The 17063-nt window shown below is 47.7% G+C and carries 15 protein-coding genes; 9 read left to right on the top strand and 6 right to left on the bottom strand.

Annotated features, from left to right (window positions below):
- Positions 1–5 precede the first annotated feature (5 nt).
- The 5 genes from pelG to KNP84_RS03360 form a co-directional block, all read right to left on the bottom strand.
- The gene (gene pelG / locus KNP84_RS03380) at positions 6–1442 is read right to left on the bottom strand and encodes an exopolysaccharide Pel transporter PelG (RefSeq protein ID WP_215114239.1); all 1437 of its coding nucleotides are present in this window, start codon (positions 1440–1442) and stop codon (positions 6–8) included.
- Entirely contained in the window at positions 1405–2844 is a 1440-nt protein-coding gene (gene pelF / locus KNP84_RS03375; RefSeq protein WP_214803823.1) for a GT4 family glycosyltransferase PelF, read from the bottom strand. Before pelF ends, pelG begins: the two co-directional genes overlap by 38 nt.
- Positions 2841–4232 carry a DUF2194 domain-containing protein gene (locus KNP84_RS03370; RefSeq protein ID WP_215114238.1) on the bottom strand — a complete coding sequence of 464 codons (1392 nt, stop codon included), beginning with the start codon at positions 4230–4232 and terminating at the stop codon, positions 2841–2843. Before KNP84_RS03370 ends, pelF begins: the two co-directional genes overlap by 4 nt.
- Before the next feature lie 279 nt (positions 4233–4511).
- On the bottom strand, positions 4512–5381 hold the full coding sequence (locus tag KNP84_RS03365; RefSeq protein WP_214710838.1) for a bacterial transcriptional activator domain-containing protein: 870 nt from the start codon (positions 5379–5381) through the stop codon (positions 4512–4514).
- Positions 5371–7509 carry an NAD-dependent epimerase/dehydratase family protein gene (locus KNP84_RS03360; protein WP_215114237.1) on the bottom strand — a complete coding sequence of 713 codons (2139 nt, stop codon included), beginning with the start codon at positions 7507–7509 and terminating at the stop codon, positions 5371–5373. Before KNP84_RS03360 ends, KNP84_RS03365 begins: the two co-directional genes overlap by 11 nt.
- 229 nt (positions 7510–7738) lie before the next feature.
- Between KNP84_RS03360 and KNP84_RS03355 the strand changes: the two genes are divergently transcribed.
- On the top strand, positions 7739–8194 hold the full coding sequence (locus tag KNP84_RS03355; RefSeq protein ID WP_215114236.1) for a hypothetical protein: 456 nt from the start codon (positions 7739–7741) through the stop codon (positions 8192–8194).
- A gap of 40 nt (positions 8195–8234) precedes the next feature.
- Here KNP84_RS03355 and KNP84_RS03350 read toward each other — a convergent pair whose 3' ends face one another.
- Positions 8235–8882: an acetyltransferase gene (locus KNP84_RS03350; RefSeq protein WP_215114235.1), complete on the bottom strand. Its 648-nt coding sequence runs from the start codon at positions 8880–8882 to the stop codon at positions 8235–8237.
- Between the two features lie 283 nt (positions 8883–9165).
- On the opposite strand from KNP84_RS03350, the gene KNP84_RS03345 reads away from it, so the two are divergent.
- From KNP84_RS03345 to KNP84_RS03310, 8 genes are all read left to right on the top strand, one after another.
- Positions 9166–10011, top strand: a complete 846-nt coding sequence (locus KNP84_RS03345; protein WP_215114234.1) for an aldolase/citrate lyase family protein — start codon at positions 9166–9168, stop codon at positions 10009–10011.
- Complete coding sequence (locus KNP84_RS03340; RefSeq protein WP_021066336.1) at positions 10008–10913, top strand: NAD(P)-dependent oxidoreductase; 906 nt, start codon at positions 10008–10010, stop codon at positions 10911–10913. Before KNP84_RS03345 ends, KNP84_RS03340 begins: the two co-directional genes overlap by 4 nt.
- Before the next feature lie 172 nt (positions 10914–11085).
- On the top strand, positions 11086–12138 hold the full coding sequence (locus KNP84_RS03335; RefSeq protein WP_081637921.1) for a glycosyltransferase family 2 protein: 1053 nt from the start codon (positions 11086–11088) through the stop codon (positions 12136–12138).
- A gap of 13 nt (positions 12139–12151) precedes the next feature.
- On the top strand, positions 12152–13309 hold the full coding sequence (locus tag KNP84_RS03330) for a glycosyltransferase family 4 protein (protein WP_021066338.1): 1158 nt from the start codon (positions 12152–12154) through the stop codon (positions 13307–13309).
- A 134-nt stretch (positions 13310–13443) separates the two neighbouring features.
- Positions 13444–14220 (top strand): YveK family protein, encoded by a 777-nt coding sequence (locus KNP84_RS03325; protein ID WP_021066339.1) that lies wholly within the window; start codon positions 13444–13446, stop codon positions 14218–14220.
- A gap of 22 nt (positions 14221–14242) precedes the next feature.
- Positions 14243–14887 carry a CpsD/CapB family tyrosine-protein kinase gene (locus KNP84_RS03320; RefSeq protein WP_353049098.1) on the top strand — a complete coding sequence of 215 codons (645 nt, stop codon included), beginning with the start codon at positions 14243–14245 and terminating at the stop codon, positions 14885–14887.
- Positions 14888–14903: 16 nt separating this feature from the next.
- Complete coding sequence (locus KNP84_RS03315) at positions 14904–16175, top strand: glycosyltransferase (RefSeq protein ID WP_215114233.1); 1272 nt, start codon at positions 14904–14906, stop codon at positions 16173–16175.
- On the top strand, positions 16118–17053 hold the full coding sequence (locus KNP84_RS03310) for a glycosyltransferase family 2 protein (RefSeq protein WP_215114232.1): 936 nt from the start codon (positions 16118–16120) through the stop codon (positions 17051–17053). Before KNP84_RS03315 ends, KNP84_RS03310 begins: the two co-directional genes overlap by 58 nt.
- The last annotated feature ends 10 nt before the right edge of the window (positions 17054–17063 follow it).

The raw sequence follows: 17063 nt of genomic DNA, 5'->3' as shown, positions 1-17063 counted from the left end.
TTCTTTCATGACAAGCTGCCGATTCGTCGCAAGAATCGTTCGGTTTTCGTCGTGATTTCTTGGTAGACAATCGGCTGTGAACAGAACGTGGTATAGTCGATGTCATTTAAGCTCCGGATGAGCAGACGAGCTCCCCATAGAAACCCGAGGACGGAGGAGAGGAACATGCCGACGCCGTACATATCGAAACCGAGTACAAACAACAGGGTAGTCGTGAAGCTCGCCACCGCATAAAATCCAGTCAAACTGATGGCAGCGCGACGTTCGTCAAAATAAAGCAAAATCAAGAAGAACGTGATGATCAAACTGAGGAACCAACTACCGAGTACCACGATAATGTAAATATCGATTTGGTTTTGCGTCATCCCTAGGAAGGGAAGCAGACGCACACCTAAAAATAAGAAGATGAACGTGATTAACATTTGAACTTGAGCCATGAACAAGAGCTCGGAACCAAGTGTTCGATACATCTCTTGTTTTGCGTTCTGAATATCTTTGTACGGGTATCCGTTCAAAATCCGACCGTAATATTTTTTATACGTCGTATAAAAAGTCGTCTCGAGCGTGACCATAAACAACACGAGAGAAGGCAAGACGCTCAAATAGGCGTAGAACACCGGAGTGTCATAATAAGGCGCCATTAAGAAGGTCTCCCCGACAACGATGGCCCGGTCTCCAAACCAAGTCGCCAAATTATGTCCGTATAAACCAAAATAATAGGCAACACCAATTAAAAACAGGAGCGGGTACTTCTCGAGATAGACGAGAAAATAAAAGTAATTACGATCGTTCACTTGAAAGTAATTGTGGATGTCTCGGAATAACCGAATCAAGATGATAAAAAAGCCGATGTTTAGTCCGATGAAGACCGAGGTCGGTGTCGCTGAATCGAGTGGTCCCGTCAACAGCCAAATGAAAAATGCCGCGACAATCGTTCCGAGTAAATAGTTCTTGACGATTTTTTTGTAGTCTTTCAGAGCGGACACATACATCGATAAAATCCAAATGACAGAGAGCTGGGTGAAGTATAAATACGTCACGAGCTTATAACTGAAAGGTAGCGGAGACCCGGCGTAGAAGACGACCGTCATCACAAACCCGATTAAGACGACGAGACTGATGAGTCCGTATAAAGACGACAAGACGTGCTCTTCTTTCTCTAAAAACGTCTGATCGGCTACGAACCGAGAAATCGTGAACAAAAAGCCACCAGTCAGCAATTGAGAGAAGATAAATGTGTATTGGACCGCTGCCATATAGATGTTAATCTCTGTTGCGGCGACGTCCAAAAAGAGAAGCCATTCGCGTGATGCTGTGATTAACAGTATGGATAAAAACATAGGACCGACCGCAGTAATCGAGGAATATCCATAGGCGCGGAGTTGTCCGAAAAAGCTAGATTGGTCATACAGACGCTTCAGTTGAAATCCGATTCCGGCCATGACGTTCTCCTTTCTCGTAATAAGATTTATAACGGTCAATCATCATGTGGAGCGTGTAACGGTTGAGGACGCGTTCCCGCCCATTTTGTCCATATGTCATTCTCGATTCCGGGCGCTCGATTAATTTTATGATCTCTAACGCCAGTAGGTGAAAATGCATGACAGGGACAGTTGCGCCGGCTGGACCGTAGTGATCTTCTGGTCCTTCTAATAGTTCACGGCACCCTCCGACGTCGGTCGAGACAAAGGGAATCTCCATCGCAAGCGCCTCTAAAATTACCAAAGGTTGTCCTTCGCTAATGCTTGAGAGGACAAGAATGTCCATGAACGTCAAGTAGTCCGTGACGTTGACAGGTCCAGTAAAATGTACGTTCTGTAAATCAAGTGTGTCGATTAAGTCGAGGCACTCGTCGTAGTAATCTTCATCTTCGTCCAAGGGACCGATGATATAAAAATTGGAGTCAGGGAAGGTCTCCTGAACAAGCGCGAACGCCTGTAACATCGTCTTGATGTCTTTGATTGGGACAACACGTACGATGGCCCCGATATGAATCCCAGGTCGTGTCGCCCGGAGTTCGGGCGAAAATCGAGCGACATCGATACCGTTCGGAATGAGAAACGTCTTGTTTGGGGGGCAACCGAGCTCCAATTGGATTTCACGATTCCCTTCGAACAAAGTACTGACGTCGTCGGCGTATTGATAGGCGCAGTTGGATAAACTGTAGAAGTAATCAATCCATACATCCTTGAAGTAGCCTTTGATCCATGAGGACTTAATGATTTCTTCTTCACGTTCACGTGTATAAATCCCATGTTCTGTGATAAGCAATGGTTTTCCGTACTGATACTTCGCAAGTGCCCCTAAGACGCCGGCGTATCCCGTCGACACGCTATGATAGACGTCGGCAACGGGCACTTTTTGATCGATGCAGACGAAGAGCGGAAGTAACATCGAACGTAGCGCCCAAAACATGTCCGTGAACGGAACTTGCATGAAACGTTTTTCACACAGGATGGTGACGATGTCATAAAAATCTTTGCTTCCTAAAAAGTTCATAACCGAATCGATTCGGCCACTCGTAAAGAAGTTGAATAGGACATCCCAATCGGTCTGACGGTTAGACATAAGGGAGAGGAAGGCCAACCGTTCGGCTTCAGTCAATTTGTAACGTTTTCCGGTCACGATGGCTTGATCCAAGTAATCCCCGAGATGAATTTCTCGCAATTCAATCAAATTCGGAGGGAGCGTATATTTGGGCTTCGCGCCTTTTAATTCTTTAGCGGAAATCGAATAAACGATGAAGTCATGTTCAGGCATTTGCGTAATGATGGATTGAATCCAGCTCGAGACACCACCTGTGACGTGAGGATAGGCCCCTTCTGAAATTAGACAAATTTTCATATCGTTTCCTCCAATTGAATCGTGAACGATAACGACTCCGACTTCACGAGGTATAAACCTGGACCGATTGATTCAAGCTGACAATCGGTGTAGTCCGCTACCGGGATGGGTGTCGTGAAATAAAAGAATGTTTCATCCGATCCTTCGTCAAGCGTGAACGTGTAGGTGTTATCTGTTTTTTTCGTATAAATCGAGCCGTTAAAGAAGTGATGGTTGTCTGCTACGTCTGACGCTTTTGTGGAGCGGAGCCATGGTACTTCTCGTTGTTGCATCTCATGACTGTCTTTAAAAGAAGCCAGAAATTGTTCGCCACCTTCTTCTGACGTGACGGCTTGAGGCATGATTTGTGTGGAGATGAGTCCGCTCGAGACGAGCTCATTAAACGTATACCACTTCGTCAAGTCTGTGTTGGTGAAGTCGCTAGGAGCAGAAGGGAGTCGCAATTGGTCCTCTTGCATGGTAGGGAATTGGGTACCGCCAAGGGCTACAGTCACATCTGAAAAGGATTTGTTGAGCCGCGTCTCGTCGAGCGGTGAAGTAGCAAGAACGGTTTTGACGGTGAGACCTGGAAGCGCATATTGGAGTTGTTGACTATTGGCCTTATACCAACCTTCTTGCTGCTTTTCAGGGGCCGATATAATGGCGACCTCACCACCCGACCGTAACGTCTCGCGTCCATAGAGTGCCAAATCTTCGGAGTAAGCAGACGTCTCTAGTTGGGGATTCAAAGACGGGCTTGCCGTAGCCATCACGTAGTTCAAGTCATACTTAGCTTCCACCCGCTGGAGTTCTGCCCAAAAGATATTTCGATAATAGTCTCGATCTGTCATCGAGGATGAGATGTTTCTTTCGTCCGAGCTATGAAACGGGAAGCCATGTAACGCTGTGATTTTCGTATTCAAAATAGGGCGTAGCATTGGGTCTGTGTGTGACAGACCAACAAAGAACAAGGCGTGTTCTAAAGGATCCTCCATCATCGTTCCGTTGAAGAAAATGAAACGACCGGCTTGATAGTCGGTTTGCCAAAGCAGCGGGACATCTTGGCTCGAACGTGCGAGTAATGTCGCGTTCGGATCAAGACGAACGGATAGGGACGAATTAATCAGCTCTTCGGTCTCGAACGTTTGATAGTCAGAGGCACCGAAAAACGGATTCGTTAATTGAATTCCGGTCGTCTCGACAAAGTTACCCACCTCAATCAAACCGACGTGACGGTATATCTCCATGAAACGGGGACTTGGAGAAGGTCTCGTCGCAAAAAAGACAGTTCCCCCTTTGCCTACATAATTTAAGAGAATGTCTCGGTCACGTAACAAGTCGAGCCGTTCTGTCGCGATGATGACGGTTGTGGCTTCGGGTAGACTCGTTAGCTTTTCAATCGAGGACACGGTCACACGTTTACCGATACCTTCAAGCCGTGTTTGTAGAGATGAACTAAGGCGCGTTTCTTTTTGACTGTTGATAATCAAAAACGAATCGATTGTCCCGTCTTTATTAGGGTCAATCGATTGGGTGCGAATTGCACTAACGGATGACTCGTTAAACAAAGGTAGCTTCAGCACATAGTCTGATCGAATCAAAACAAATAGAACACCTAATACGGCGATAAATACTCCGATAATATATAATCCTTTTTCAAGTTTGAACGCATGTTTCACTGTTTTCACCTATATCCAAAATCGTAGTTGATTGAGTCCATCCGGCGATAAACGTACTTCAGAGGAGCGAAGCAGATGAATCATTTCGTGGACTCGCTTTACATTTTTCATTGCATAATGAACGGCCATTGCTTCAAAATAGGCCGTTTCGTTCGTAGGATGTTGATGTAAAAACAAATCACTCGCTTGAAGCGCATGCTCATATTCACCGAGCGAAAGTGCCATCTGGATACGCTCCACATGATAGATGGTTTCGGCACGGTCATCCACATCAATCAAATTGGCTAGCGCATGGAGATAGGTGTAGGCATACTTCATTTGGGTCCGTCTGTCTAGAAACTCCATATCCATGATCTGTTTTAAAATTTGTAAATACGATTTAATAACTTGTGGGTCCTCAGGCCGTTCTTCGAGTTCGCGTTCTAGATGACGCAGTTGTTTAGAGAGGTGCGTCTTAGCTTGTTGAAGTGCGGTTGCCGCGTAATGAGACGTCTCATTGTCTTCACTCTTCAAAGCAGCTGCAAGCATCGGTGCCTGTTGGAGGAAATCATTTTTTAAGATGTTCATGAGTGTTTTACGTTTAATTTGATTCGTATTTAAAATCAATGCATCTTGTAGAGAAATCATATTTGTCTCACTTGATTTATCCGGGAGGCTTAGACTTACGTCTTCATAGGCCTCTTTTCGTAAAAGCCAATCAGGGAGTTCTGTTGCATCGTGTTTCGAACGTTGCAAATAGTAGATGATTCCCCAGCTGAAAAATGGTAAAGCGATCAGCGTGAAGGCCATTGGAATAAAATCTTTCCGTTGTTTGAGGAAGACGATGACAAGAGTAATCACTGTCAAAACATAGTGGAGGATTAAGGCGTTACTCAACATAGGATACGTCCTCCACGACCTCGGCATGAATGGATTTTTGGGCTAACCGTTCAATAACGATTTGCGATTCATCTACCGTCGCGTTTGATAATAGGGCATACAGTTCATTGTCGTCACGATAACCTAAATAATCTGTCGTTCGTAATGTGGCATCTACCGAGTGTAGGACAGTATCAGTTAGGGAGTCGCGAATGTGTAATAACGTGTAAGGGATATTTAACTCTACTTTGGCCTGTTCTTTTTGCATGACAATCCGTTCGAAATAGTCTTGTTTCAGAGCGTTTGTATTTCCGACGTATCGATCAAGTTGGACGGCGTCAATATAACCAAATGAACGATCGAGCGATGAGTTGATCAAGCGCGTCATAACATCGATTAGGTTTCGGTAGGACAGCGTCAAGTTTTGGAACGGGACTTGATAACATAAAATCACAGCAAATATTTCGCCTTGGCGGAGCAACGGCGCGCCGAACATGGCTTCCTCTGGAGTGAGCGCTGTATTAAACACAATTTCTTTAGATTGAACCACTTCGTTCACTAGCGAATGTTGCTCGAGGTCTAGTGAATTTTTAGGGTGAAACTCGGGATTGGCTGATTTGGCTGCTAATCGTGCAAAAGCAGATTGATTTACTAAATAGATGGCGAAATGGTTAGCCTTCAATGTTTTTTCGAGTACAGAAATTGATCCGACAAACAGTCCTTCCGGCTCTAAGCTGTCAAGCGCACGCGTCGCCTCATAAACACTTCCGATACTGTCTTCCGAACGAATGATTTGTTGATGTAACTGATTTTTGATATCGAGTGTTTCTTCATAAATCTCATTTAAGAAGTGGTGACGTTCACTCGTTGCGGCTAACTCATCTTTTAAAAACTGAATCTCAATTTTGCGACGGTCCATGACATAACTCACGATTAGTCCAATCAATAGGTAAATTGTAAATACCGCGAGAATTGAGTTATCGACGAACAAAGAGAGAATGTTTCGACCGGTCGCAGCATGATCATAGAATTGAACACCAACAGCCAAAATCGAGGCTACGAGGGATTGGGTTTTCCCGAACAGTAAGGCAGCTAATAACACATAGATAAACCAATAATCGGGTGCATCTACAACAGGTGTCATGATGAGTGAGAGAGCAAAAAAGATGAGAAATAACGTTAAATTCTCAGCAATTCGAACAAACGGGTGCGAGAAGAGCGCGGTGAACTTCGTCGATTTCTTCTCGTCGGAGACAGACGTTGCAACTTCATGTTTGTCATAGTACAACCGAGTTGCGTGCAGTCCTTCTTCAATCGTATACTTTGGTACCCAATCTAAGTCGGTTTTTAATTTGCGATTTTCAAATGGAGCTGCGTGTGTCTTGGCAGTATGACTGTATGTCACGTCATTCAAACCGACAAGTTCAGATAAACGGCGCAGAGAAGTTTGAGTGCTAGATGATAGATTGTATATGCCGGTTAATTGACTCATGACACTGCGATATACGGCATCGGCTACATCCCCTACAAAAATGAAGTCGTATGTCCAGTCAGGGCTACCATTTAGGAGAATATTCGTCCCTTTTGAAGCGGCAGAGGTCACAGTGGTGATGAGTGAACTCTCTGAACTCGTATGTTGCTTCGGTCCATAAACATGACCCAATCGGAGTATGAGCGTTGGAAGTCCATACAATTCAGACCATTGTTCGCAGTACGCTTCGCCATGGAGTTGATCAAGTGCGAACGGTGTGGCTGGAGCAAGGGCTGTTGTCTCTGTAATGAGTCCTTCACTCTGATTTCCATATACCTCTGAGGTCGAACAATAAATAAATTGTTTCACCTGATATTTTTTTGAAAGTGTCAATAGATTAAGGAGACCGTTCACGTTCGATTGAACTGGGTGAGATAGATGGGAATGTTGATTCGATGCGGCACAATGGATCACGACATCGAAGGAGTATGTTCTAAAAAAAGCTTCACAATTCGGATCGGATATGTCTGAGATTAAGAAGCGATGTTTGAAATCAATATTTGATTTCGTGCCAGATGAGAGATTATCAAGTATATGTACGTGATGACCCTCTTTAAAGAATCGTTCAGCGAGAGTGCTGCCAATAAATCCATAGCCGCCTGTAATTAATATGTTCATCGTCTAGCCCCTTCATGATTTGAAAGTAAGAATGCGTAAGGAATATTATAATCGACGGATGTTGCATTTACCTAAAATCGAAGAAAGGACAATGTGCTCCTTATAATTAGTCGAATAATGTAGAATTTAAATGCTGATTCTACATATTTTCTCCAATATTAGTTTGAAACATACGTTACCTTTTATCCGTATAGATTTAATAACCTGATTAATAAGAAGGAGGAGGACTATGAGACGTGAACAACATGTCCGTCGCCTTGTCGATTACGCACGGCAAGGGAAGACGAAGACATTCATCATTGGGGCCACTTCGGCCATCATCACGGGAACGCTCGTCCAGTACGTGACTGAATTCGAACTCGTCGTTCTCGGCATCGGGTTTCTCGGCGTCATTCCGTTGGCCATTCGCGAATGGAAACTTGGCACGATCCGAGCCTCGTTCAACGACAATGCGACGTATCAGCGGCTCGTCCGGTTGCCGTTTTGGCTGACGTTATGCGGGTTGGTCATGCTGTACGCCCTTCTCGGATGGTATGATTCCGGCTCGCTGGGTCCGTCCTTCTTTATCTTGTTCGCTGCGCTCTGCATAGGGATGTTTGGTCTCCAGCGTGCCTTCGACCGGGTCATCCTGAAACTTGAGCCAGACTATATCACCGACCGCGAACTGCATCGCGAGCTGAAATGAAAAAACGAGGTCACCCGGCGCGGGATGACCTCGTTTTTGCTTACAAATATCGTTCGTTCATGACCCGCCCCCGAATCGGTTTGGCCGGTGAGCCATAAGCGACGACGTGGTTCGGGATGTCTTTCACGACTGTGGCGCCGGCACCGATGACCGTGTCGTGCCCGATGTGGACGTTGTGGATGACCGTCGCGCTCATACCGACGAACGTGCGGGCACCGACACGGACGTTGCCGCCGAGATGCGCGCCCGGGGCGATTGAAGCGAACGGTTCGAGCACACAGTCGTGATCGACCGACGCCATCGTATTGATGATGCTATGAGGACCGATGACGGCATTCGGGTTGATGACGCTACCGGCCATGACGGCCGTTCCTGCGCCGAGGGTGACGTTCTTGCCGATAATAGCACTCGGGTGCACGGCGTTGACGAATTCAAAGTCTGGATTGTATTTCATAACTTTTTTGGCAATGTTCTCACGATGGTGATTCACTCCGACCCCGATAATCCCTTTCTGAGCCACAAGCTTAGAATCAATCAGTCCTAGTACCGGATACCCAGCAATGAACTTTCCTACTAGACTGGGACTGTCATCGTAAATTCCCGCAATCCGATAAACACCCATTAGTTCAAGTATATCGATGAGAACTTGTGCGTGACCGCCTGCACCAAATATCACAATCCATTCCATAATTGGTCACCCCTTTTGCCGAAAACTGTCGAATTTTATACTGTACGTTAGTTATTTCCGATTCACCATATTTAAAACAAAATCAAAAAGAAGTTACGAGAATGGTTTGATATCAAAGCATATTCCACATGAGGGTCTCATCCCGAAATAACGAGGCAGACGATAAATAAACAACATGATACGAAAGGTTTGGATTGCAAAAGCATTATTCGCATTTCCGTTTTGTTGTTTTTCGGACGGGCTATTTTCCTAAAGTAATCTACTTACGGAAGGAGTGCTCGCCATGCCTTTAAAATTGATGTACATTACGAACCAGCCGGAGATTGCGCTGCTCGCTGAACAGAACGGAGTCGATTGGGTATTCGTCGATTTAGAACTGAACGGAAAAGAAGAACGACAAGGTCATCTCGACACGGTCATTTCACGCCACGCAATCCGCGACGTGAGTCGGTTACGTGCGGTGTTGAAGCATGCCGAGCTGCTTGCTCGTGTCAATCCGATTTTCCAAGGATCACGCTATGAGATCAATGAAGTCATCAATCGCGGGGCCGACGTCGTCATGTTGCCATACTATAAGACAAGCGACGAAGTCGCGACATTCATCGAACTCGTCGACAAGCGAGCCAAGGTCTGTCTGTTGTGCGAGACGAAAGAAGCCGTCGCTTGTATGCCGGACGTGCTCAAACTACCGGGTATCGACTACGTCCATATCGGATTGAACGACTTGCATCTCAGTTACGGGCAGAGCTTTCTGTTTGAACCGCTCGCCGACGGGACCATCGAGGCGGTCGTTCATCAAATTCAAGCATCGGGCATCCCGTACGGCTTCGGTGGCATCGCCCGGATCGGGGAAGGGAAGCTCCCAGCCGAGAAGGTGCTCGGGGAGCATGTCCGACTCGGCTCGTCGCTCGCCATCTTGTCGCGCAGCTTCTGCAATATCGGGGTGACCGGAAAATTTGACGCCAGACAGGCACAAATGTTCCAAGAAGGGGTATGGAAAATTAGGGTGTACGAGCAACAGCTCGAATACGCGACACCGGAGTGGTTGGAATTGAACCGGTTGAGCCTCGTCTCGACCGTCGATGCCATCGCGACGGAAATCCAGAACCGGAAAGGGATTTTGTCATGAATTTGCTGTCAACAGGAGTGCGTTTGGCTCCTGAACAACTCACAAAACTCGAACAACTCGGCTATACGGTGACGACGCTCCGCGAAGAAGCGGACGTAACAGACATCGATGTCTCAGAGGTCGAGGGCTTGATTTGTAACAATGTGTTTCAATATCGCCAATGTGAGGATTTCGAACGGCTGCGGTTCGTCCAAGCCATCAGCGCCGGACTCGACCGTCTGCCGCTCGACGAACTCGAGGAACGAGACGTCCGCATCTATAATGCCGGCGACACGTATGCCGTGCCGATGGCCGAATGGGTCGTCTGGCAATTGCTGGACTTCATGAAGCATGGGGCGGCGTTTCGTGAGAAGCAGGCGAATCGGCATTGGGAGAAGGAGCGTCGATTGCGCGAACTGACCGGAAAGACCGTCGCCTTGCTTGGCCTCGGCCACGTTGGAGAGGCGATTGCGACGCGGCTCCGGGCGTTCGATATGACCATCATCGGCGTCGGGCATCGCGAGAAACAAGTGTCGTTCGTCGACCGTTACGTGTTGATGGATGAGCTACACGACGTCTTGGCGGAGAGTGACGTCATCGTCATCGCTTTACCGCTCACCGACGAGACGTATCACATGATCGATGCGGAGGCGCTTGCGGCCATGAAAGAAGACGCTGTCTTGTTGAACGTCGCGCGCGGCTCGATTATCGACGAGACGGCGCTCATCGCCGCACTCGAGGAAGGGAAGTTCTTCGGGGTCGCCTTGGACGTCTTTGAGACCGAGCCGCTCCCATCGGACCACGCGCTCTATAACTTCGAATGGGTGACGCTCACCCCGCACAATTCATACGTGTCGGACCGGGTGAACGAGCGGCTGTTTGATAATATCTTTCATAACTTGTTACATGAACAACCTAACTGACACACGAAGCTGACCCAAGGGTCGGCTTTTTTCATTTTTTATACTTCACGAAAAGATTATCCACCACTCATTCTGTTTGTGAGTTACCGGGAAGGGCTTACGGGAACAACGAGGATAGAATCATCGCCTTTCACTCACATCATGAAATGACAACCTAGAAGGAGTGACCCACATGCCAAGTCTTACCCCGCTCGTCAGTTTAGTCGTGCCCATCCACAACACAAGTGCCTACTTGAGACAATGTCTTGATAGCCTTGTCCATCAAACTTATCCACACCTCGAAATTATTTGTATCGATGATGGTAGTACGGATGATAGTCTCGACATCGCCTTGAGTTACGACAAAGATCCACGGATGCGTGTCATCAGTCAGACGAATCGAGGATGCTCCTCTTGCCGAAATCGTGGCCTACAATTGGCATCAGGTGAGTACATCATGTTCATCGACAGTGACGACTGGCTCGATTTAGATGCGATTCGATTAATGGTCGAGCACGCAGAGGCAGGACGTGCCGATGCCGTCATGGGCACGTACGTCCGTGAATACACCGACCGTTCCCTCCCTAAACGAATCTTTGAGGCGGATTTTTTGTCGTATGACGCAGCGCAGACGAGACGCTATGTTCACCGCCGTTTATTCGGACTCGTCGGTGACGAGCTCGCTCATCCGGAAACGGTGGATGCGCTCAATTCAAATTGCATCACGCTCTATCACCGGGACCTCATCAAACATTTGTCGTTTGGCGGTCCATACGGGACGTTCATCGACTTGTATTTTCAAATCCAAGCGTTGGAGCATTGCCAGCGATTTATTTACATTGACTATCCGGTCTATCATTACCGAAAAACGAATGCCACATCGGAAACGAGTGTGTATCACAAAGACCTCATCTCCTCTCGCCTGCAGTTCTTTCATATATTGATGCGCTATATTGAGACGCATCAACTTGGGGAGGAGTACAATCACGCCCTCTATAATCGAATCGCCCTCAGTATGATTGGCATCGGCTTGAACGAACTCGCTGCACCGAAGTCACTTCTCGCCCAGGCCGAGTCGCTAAAACAAGTGCTCCGGCAAGAGGAATATAAGCGTGCCTATTCACAGATGGACATGCATCATTTCGATGTGAAGTGGCGGACGTTCTTCCAGCTTTGTAAGCACGAACAGACCGTGCCGCTCGTCTTGATGTTGCGTGGTGTCGATTATCTTCGGAAACGTGTATGAGGAGGGGAGAACGATGAAACGAGTGCTCATGGTCGCCTCGGTCGTCTCGATGATCGAGAGCTTCAACCGCGACAATATCCGTATGCTCCAAGAGATGGGCTATCAGGTCGACGTCGCCACGAACTTCGAGTGGGGCAGCATGTATTCGCCTGAGAAAATTGCCCGCATTAAACAGGACTTACAAGATAGTAACGTCGGTTTGTTCCAAATCGATTTCGAGCGTGACATCAAGCGGATGAACAGTCACGTCCGTGCCTATCAACAATTGAAGGCCGTCATGACGGCGAACCGCTATCACTTCGTCCATTGCCACTCGCCAATCGGCGGGGTCGTCGGTCGGCTCGTCGCCCGCCAGACGCATACGCCATGCATGTATACGGCGCACGGATTCCATTTTTTCAAGGGCAGCCCGTCACTCAACTGGATGCTGTATTATCCAGTTGAACGAACGCTCGCCCGTCTGACCGACACAATCGTCACCATCAATGAGGAGGACTTCTCGCGGGCACAGACGTTCAAGACGTCACATACGTTCCGTATCCCCGGCATCGGCGTCGACACGAAACGGATTGAGGCGATCACAATCGACCGAACGTTGAAGCGTAAAAGCCTCGGCATCGACAGTGACACCGACTTTGTCTTGTTATCGGTCGGCGAGTTGAACGAGAACAAGAATCACGAGACGATCATCCGTGCCATCGCCTCGCTAAAAGAACCCACGCTCCGCTATTTGATTGCCGGGACGGGTGACAACAACGACCACCTCGAACGGCTTATCCGGGAGCTAGGGCTCGAGCGGCAAGTCGCTTTACTCGGTTTTCGGGACGACGTCATCGAAGTGATGAAGGCGTCGGATTGCTTCGTTTTCCCATCGAAACGCGAAGGGCTCGGCATGGCCGCGCTCGAGGCGATGGCTGCTGGACTCCCGCTCATCACGTCGAACGTCCACGGCATCAATGACTATTCGATTGACGGGGTGACCGGGTATAAGTGTTCGCCGGAAGACGCTTCAGGGTTCGCTCGAGCAATCCGGACGATGCAACTCGATTTTGATTTGTCCCACCAGATGGGGCTCCACAACAGTGAGTCGGTCAAGGCGTTCGACGTCGACCGCTCGAAGACGGAGATGCGACGTATCTATTCTCAATTCCTTCAAGATAAGCCGACGTGATAGTTCATGAAAAGATGGTAGACATTTCTTTTCGATTTGCAGAGAACGTCGGGTAAGAAGTAAAGACATAGAACGATCTCATCATCTCGATTGGATTATGGTATAGGCAACTTTGTCTGAAGGAGGGCTTACGTGTGAAAAGTCAAACGATGTTACTCTCAGAAATATTTGGAGTCCTAAAGAAAAACTTTTTACTTCTCGTGTTGATGATGCTCATTGGAGGAGGGGCAGCCTATTATTTAAGTCAGTATGTGATTGCACCGACTTATGAGGCTTCGACACAAGTATTGATTGTACCTAAAGAAGAAGCCGGTACGAACGTGATTGACAGTGCCCAAGTATCTTCTTCACTATCGCTCGTAAATACGTACCGCGTCATCATGCGCAGTCCAGCCATCTTGAACGAAGTACAAGAAAGAGTGCCTGAAGCACCGACAGACATCAGTGAGATTCTTTTAGTAGAAAGTGAAGAGGACTCGCAAGTCATCAATATCGTCGTTCAATACGTTGATCCAGTCGTGGCGACTGAAATTGCAAATGTCATCACGCGCGTATTCGCGAGTGAGATTCCTGATTTAATGAACATCGACAATGTTCGCATTTTATCAGAAGCTGTCGTACCCGGTGATCCAATTGCTCCTAACCTCGTTATGAACACCGCGATTGGTCTACTTGCAGGTTTCATGGTCGGAGGAGCGCTTGCTCTCATCCGCCATACGTTTGATAAACGGATTCACGATGAACGTGAGGCAGAACTGATTTTGTCCATGCCAGTGATTGGTTCAATTCCGGTCATTGAAAAACGGGATATGAATCCCAAAGCGGTGAAGGCAAAAGCTGAAGCTGCCAAAGAACCGAAAGGAGATGACCCACATGTTCCACCTGTCAAAGAGACAAGACAAACATCGTGATTCTGGGCGTAGCCTCATCACATTGGCAAATCCTAAATCCCCGATCGCCGAACAGTATCGAACGATTCGGACCAACCTACAGTTCACGGCACTTGGTGCGACGTTACAGACGATTGTTGTCACGTCAGCGTCGCCAGGTGAAGGGAAATCAACGACGGCTTCGAACTTGGCCATCGTCTATGCGCAGCTCGGAAAACGGGTGTTGCTCATGGACTGTGATATGCGGAAGCCGACGGTGCATTTCACATTCCAACTAGCGGGGCAAACCGGTATGTCTACCGTCCTCGCTAAACGGACATCGTTTGAGCGTGCGGTTCAAATGACGAAAGTGCCAAAACTTCATTTACTGGCAGCGGGACCGATTCCGCCGAACCCATCTGAGTTATTGGCTTCTCCAATGATGAAGCAACTATTGGATGAGGTGAAAGAAAAGTACGACTTAGTTATCTTGGACGCTCCTCCACTCATGCACGTGGCGGACAGTCGACTGTTGGCAAGTGAGACCGATGGAACCATTCTCGTCGTAGGTTGTGACAATTCAAACCGCGACCTCGTCTTAAAGGCGAAAGAACAGCTCGTCTTGTCTGGTGCTCACATGCTTGGAATCGTTATGAACAAGCGGGAACGAGGCGGCAAGGACGCCTACTACGCCTATACGTACGAGTAAGGAGGGAGGGAGAACCATGCGGATTCTACACATCAATGCCATTCATGAAGAAAAAAGCACGGGACGGATTTGTAAAGAGATTTCGTCTGTTGCGGTTGCCCATGGCCATGAGAGTGTCGTCGCTTATGCGACAGGTCCAGATACGGGAAGTGGGTTCCGCATCGGTTCATCCTTCGATCAAAAACGACATGCGCTCTTGTCTCGCTTGAGTGGGAAACAAGGTTATTTCTCAAAAGGGGCGACGGCAGAACTCATCGATTATATCGAATCGTACAAGCCTGACGTCGTGCATTTGCACAACCTCCACGGCAATTATATACATTTCGAGACATTGTTTAATTGGCTCAGCCATACTGACACGCCGACGGTACTGACGCTACATGATTGTTGGTTTTACACCGGGAAGTGCACGCATTATACGCGAACCGGTTGTGAGCGTTGGCGAGATGGATGCGGAAGCTGCCCTAGACTTGCGCTTGATAATCCAAGTTGGGGTCTTGATCGGACTGCTGAAATGTGGCAGGACAAAAAACGATGGTTCGAAAACATCTCGCGATTAGCCGTCATCGGCGTCTCAGATTGGATCACGATTGAAGCACGATTTTCATTTCTCGGTAATGCAAAGATGATTCGGCGGATTTATAACTGGGTCGACCTCGATATTTTCTACCCCCGGGACACATCAGGGTTACGTGAGGTGCTTGGGTTAGAGAACCGTTTCGTTCTACTAGGCGTCGCTAGCTCATGGGACGACTCGAAAGGACTGTCTGACTTTTTACAGGTGGCACAGGCGTTGCCGGAAGCACGATTGTTGCTCGTCGGAGACCTTCCCGACATTACGTTACCCGTGAATGTGATCCATATTCCTTCAACGAATCGTATCGAGGAGTTGGCTGACTACTATGCGCTCGCAGATGTGTTCCTCAACTTATCGGTCGAAGAATCATTCGGGAAAGTGACCGCGGAAGCGATGGCCTCAGGAACGCCGGTCGTTGTGCTCGATGCGACAGCTAATCCAGAGCTAGTTCCACCTACATGTGGGGAAGTCATACAGCCCCAACGGTTAGAGGCCGTTATAGCTGCCATCGAAAAAATGAAAAGACTCGGAAAGGAACACTACACGGATTCCTGTGTCGAGCACGCACGCACCTCCTTTTCAATGGAAGAGCGAGTGACGGATTATCTGGGAGTGTATGAAAGCTTGGTCCACGAAAAAAGGAGGAATCCACAATGGAACGCCCACTCGTCTCGATTGTCATCCCCGTCTACAATGGAGCGGACTATTTGAAGGAAACGATTGAAAGTGCCCTCGCTCAAACGTATGAGCGTGTGGAAGTGATTGTAGTCAACGACGGATCGACAGACAGCGGGGCGACAGCGGCTATTGCCCGTAGCTTTGGAAACCAAATTCGATATTATGAAAAATCAAATGGCGGAGTATCGACCGCACTAAATCTTGGGATCGAGAACATGCGCGGTGAATGGTTCTCTTGGTTAAGTCATGATGATCTTTATGAACCGGACAAGGTGAACAATCAAGTCCAAGAACTACAGAAGCTTGGTGATCAAGCTCAGAACTATATATTGTCTTGTGGTACGAAACTGATTAATGAAACAGGGGCTCCCATCCATCGTCCAAGAAGACAGTTGAAAGGGTTGTACACGGATGAGGCCATGTTTGATTACCTTTTACTCAAAGCTTGTTTGAGCGGCTGCGCGTTACTTATTCCCAAACAAGCATTCGAACAAGTGGGAGGATTCCCAACAACGTATCGATATATTCAGGACTGGGTGTGCTGGGTTGATATGGCTTTGGCAGGATATCAATTTAAATTGACAACGACTCCACACTCGAAGACACGCATTCATGAAAAACAACAGACGAAGAAAATAGCTGACCTCGCGCCAATCGAGACGGCTCGCTTTTTCGAACAGTTGTTAGTACGACTTGATGCCCAAAATAGTGTTACCACGCCTCAGATTAAAACGGTATTTAAGGCGGTGTATCGCTCGGCTGAACCTGAAGTAAGAGAGGATTTATTAAAACGTTTCGCTGGGAACCGTCATATAAGTGAATTCGAACAAAAGAAATTGCAGACGTCTTCGTTCATCTATCATCGCGTGTTGATGCTCTATAGAGGAATGATGAACCTTCGTTATCGTTAAGCGGAAAAGG

This window comes from Exiguobacterium sp. s70 (assembly GCF_018618315.1).
GTDB lineage: Bacteria > Bacillota > Bacilli > Exiguobacteriales > Exiguobacteriaceae > Exiguobacterium > Exiguobacterium chiriqhucha.
This window is presented reverse-complemented; position numbering and strand designations above follow the sequence as displayed.

Coding starts and splice junctions, on each gene's coding strand:
- pelF (WP_214803823.1), bottom strand. CDS start 2,844: ATGAAAATTTGTCTAATTTCAGAAGGGGCCTATCCTCACGTCACAGGT.
- KNP84_RS03330 (WP_021066338.1), top strand. CDS start 12,152: ATGAAACGAGTGCTCATGGTCGCCTCGGTCGTCTCGATGATCGAGAGC.
- KNP84_RS03335 (WP_081637921.1), top strand. CDS start 11,086: ATGCCAAGTCTTACCCCGCTCGTCAGTTTAGTCGTGCCCATCCACAAC.
- KNP84_RS03365 (WP_214710838.1), bottom strand. CDS start 5,381: ATGTTGAGTAACGCCTTAATCCTCCACTATGTTTTGACAGTGATTACT.
- KNP84_RS03315 (WP_215114233.1), top strand. CDS start 14,904: ATGCGGATTCTACACATCAATGCCATTCATGAAGAAAAAAGCACGGGA.
- pelG (WP_215114239.1), bottom strand. CDS start 1,442: ATGGCCGGAATCGGATTTCAACTGAAGCGTCTGTATGACCAATCTAGC.
- KNP84_RS03345 (WP_215114234.1), top strand. CDS start 9,166: ATGCCTTTAAAATTGATGTACATTACGAACCAGCCGGAGATTGCGCTG.
- KNP84_RS03360 (WP_215114237.1), bottom strand. CDS start 7,509: ATGAACATATTAATTACAGGCGGCTATGGATTTATTGGCAGCACTCTC.
- KNP84_RS03355 (WP_215114236.1), top strand. CDS start 7,739: ATGAGACGTGAACAACATGTCCGTCGCCTTGTCGATTACGCACGGCAA.
- KNP84_RS03310 (WP_215114232.1), top strand. CDS start 16,118: ATGGAACGCCCACTCGTCTCGATTGTCATCCCCGTCTACAATGGAGCG.
- KNP84_RS03350 (WP_215114235.1), bottom strand. CDS start 8,882: ATGGAATGGATTGTGATATTTGGTGCAGGCGGTCACGCACAAGTTCTC.
- KNP84_RS03340 (WP_021066336.1), top strand. CDS start 10,008: ATGAATTTGCTGTCAACAGGAGTGCGTTTGGCTCCTGAACAACTCACA.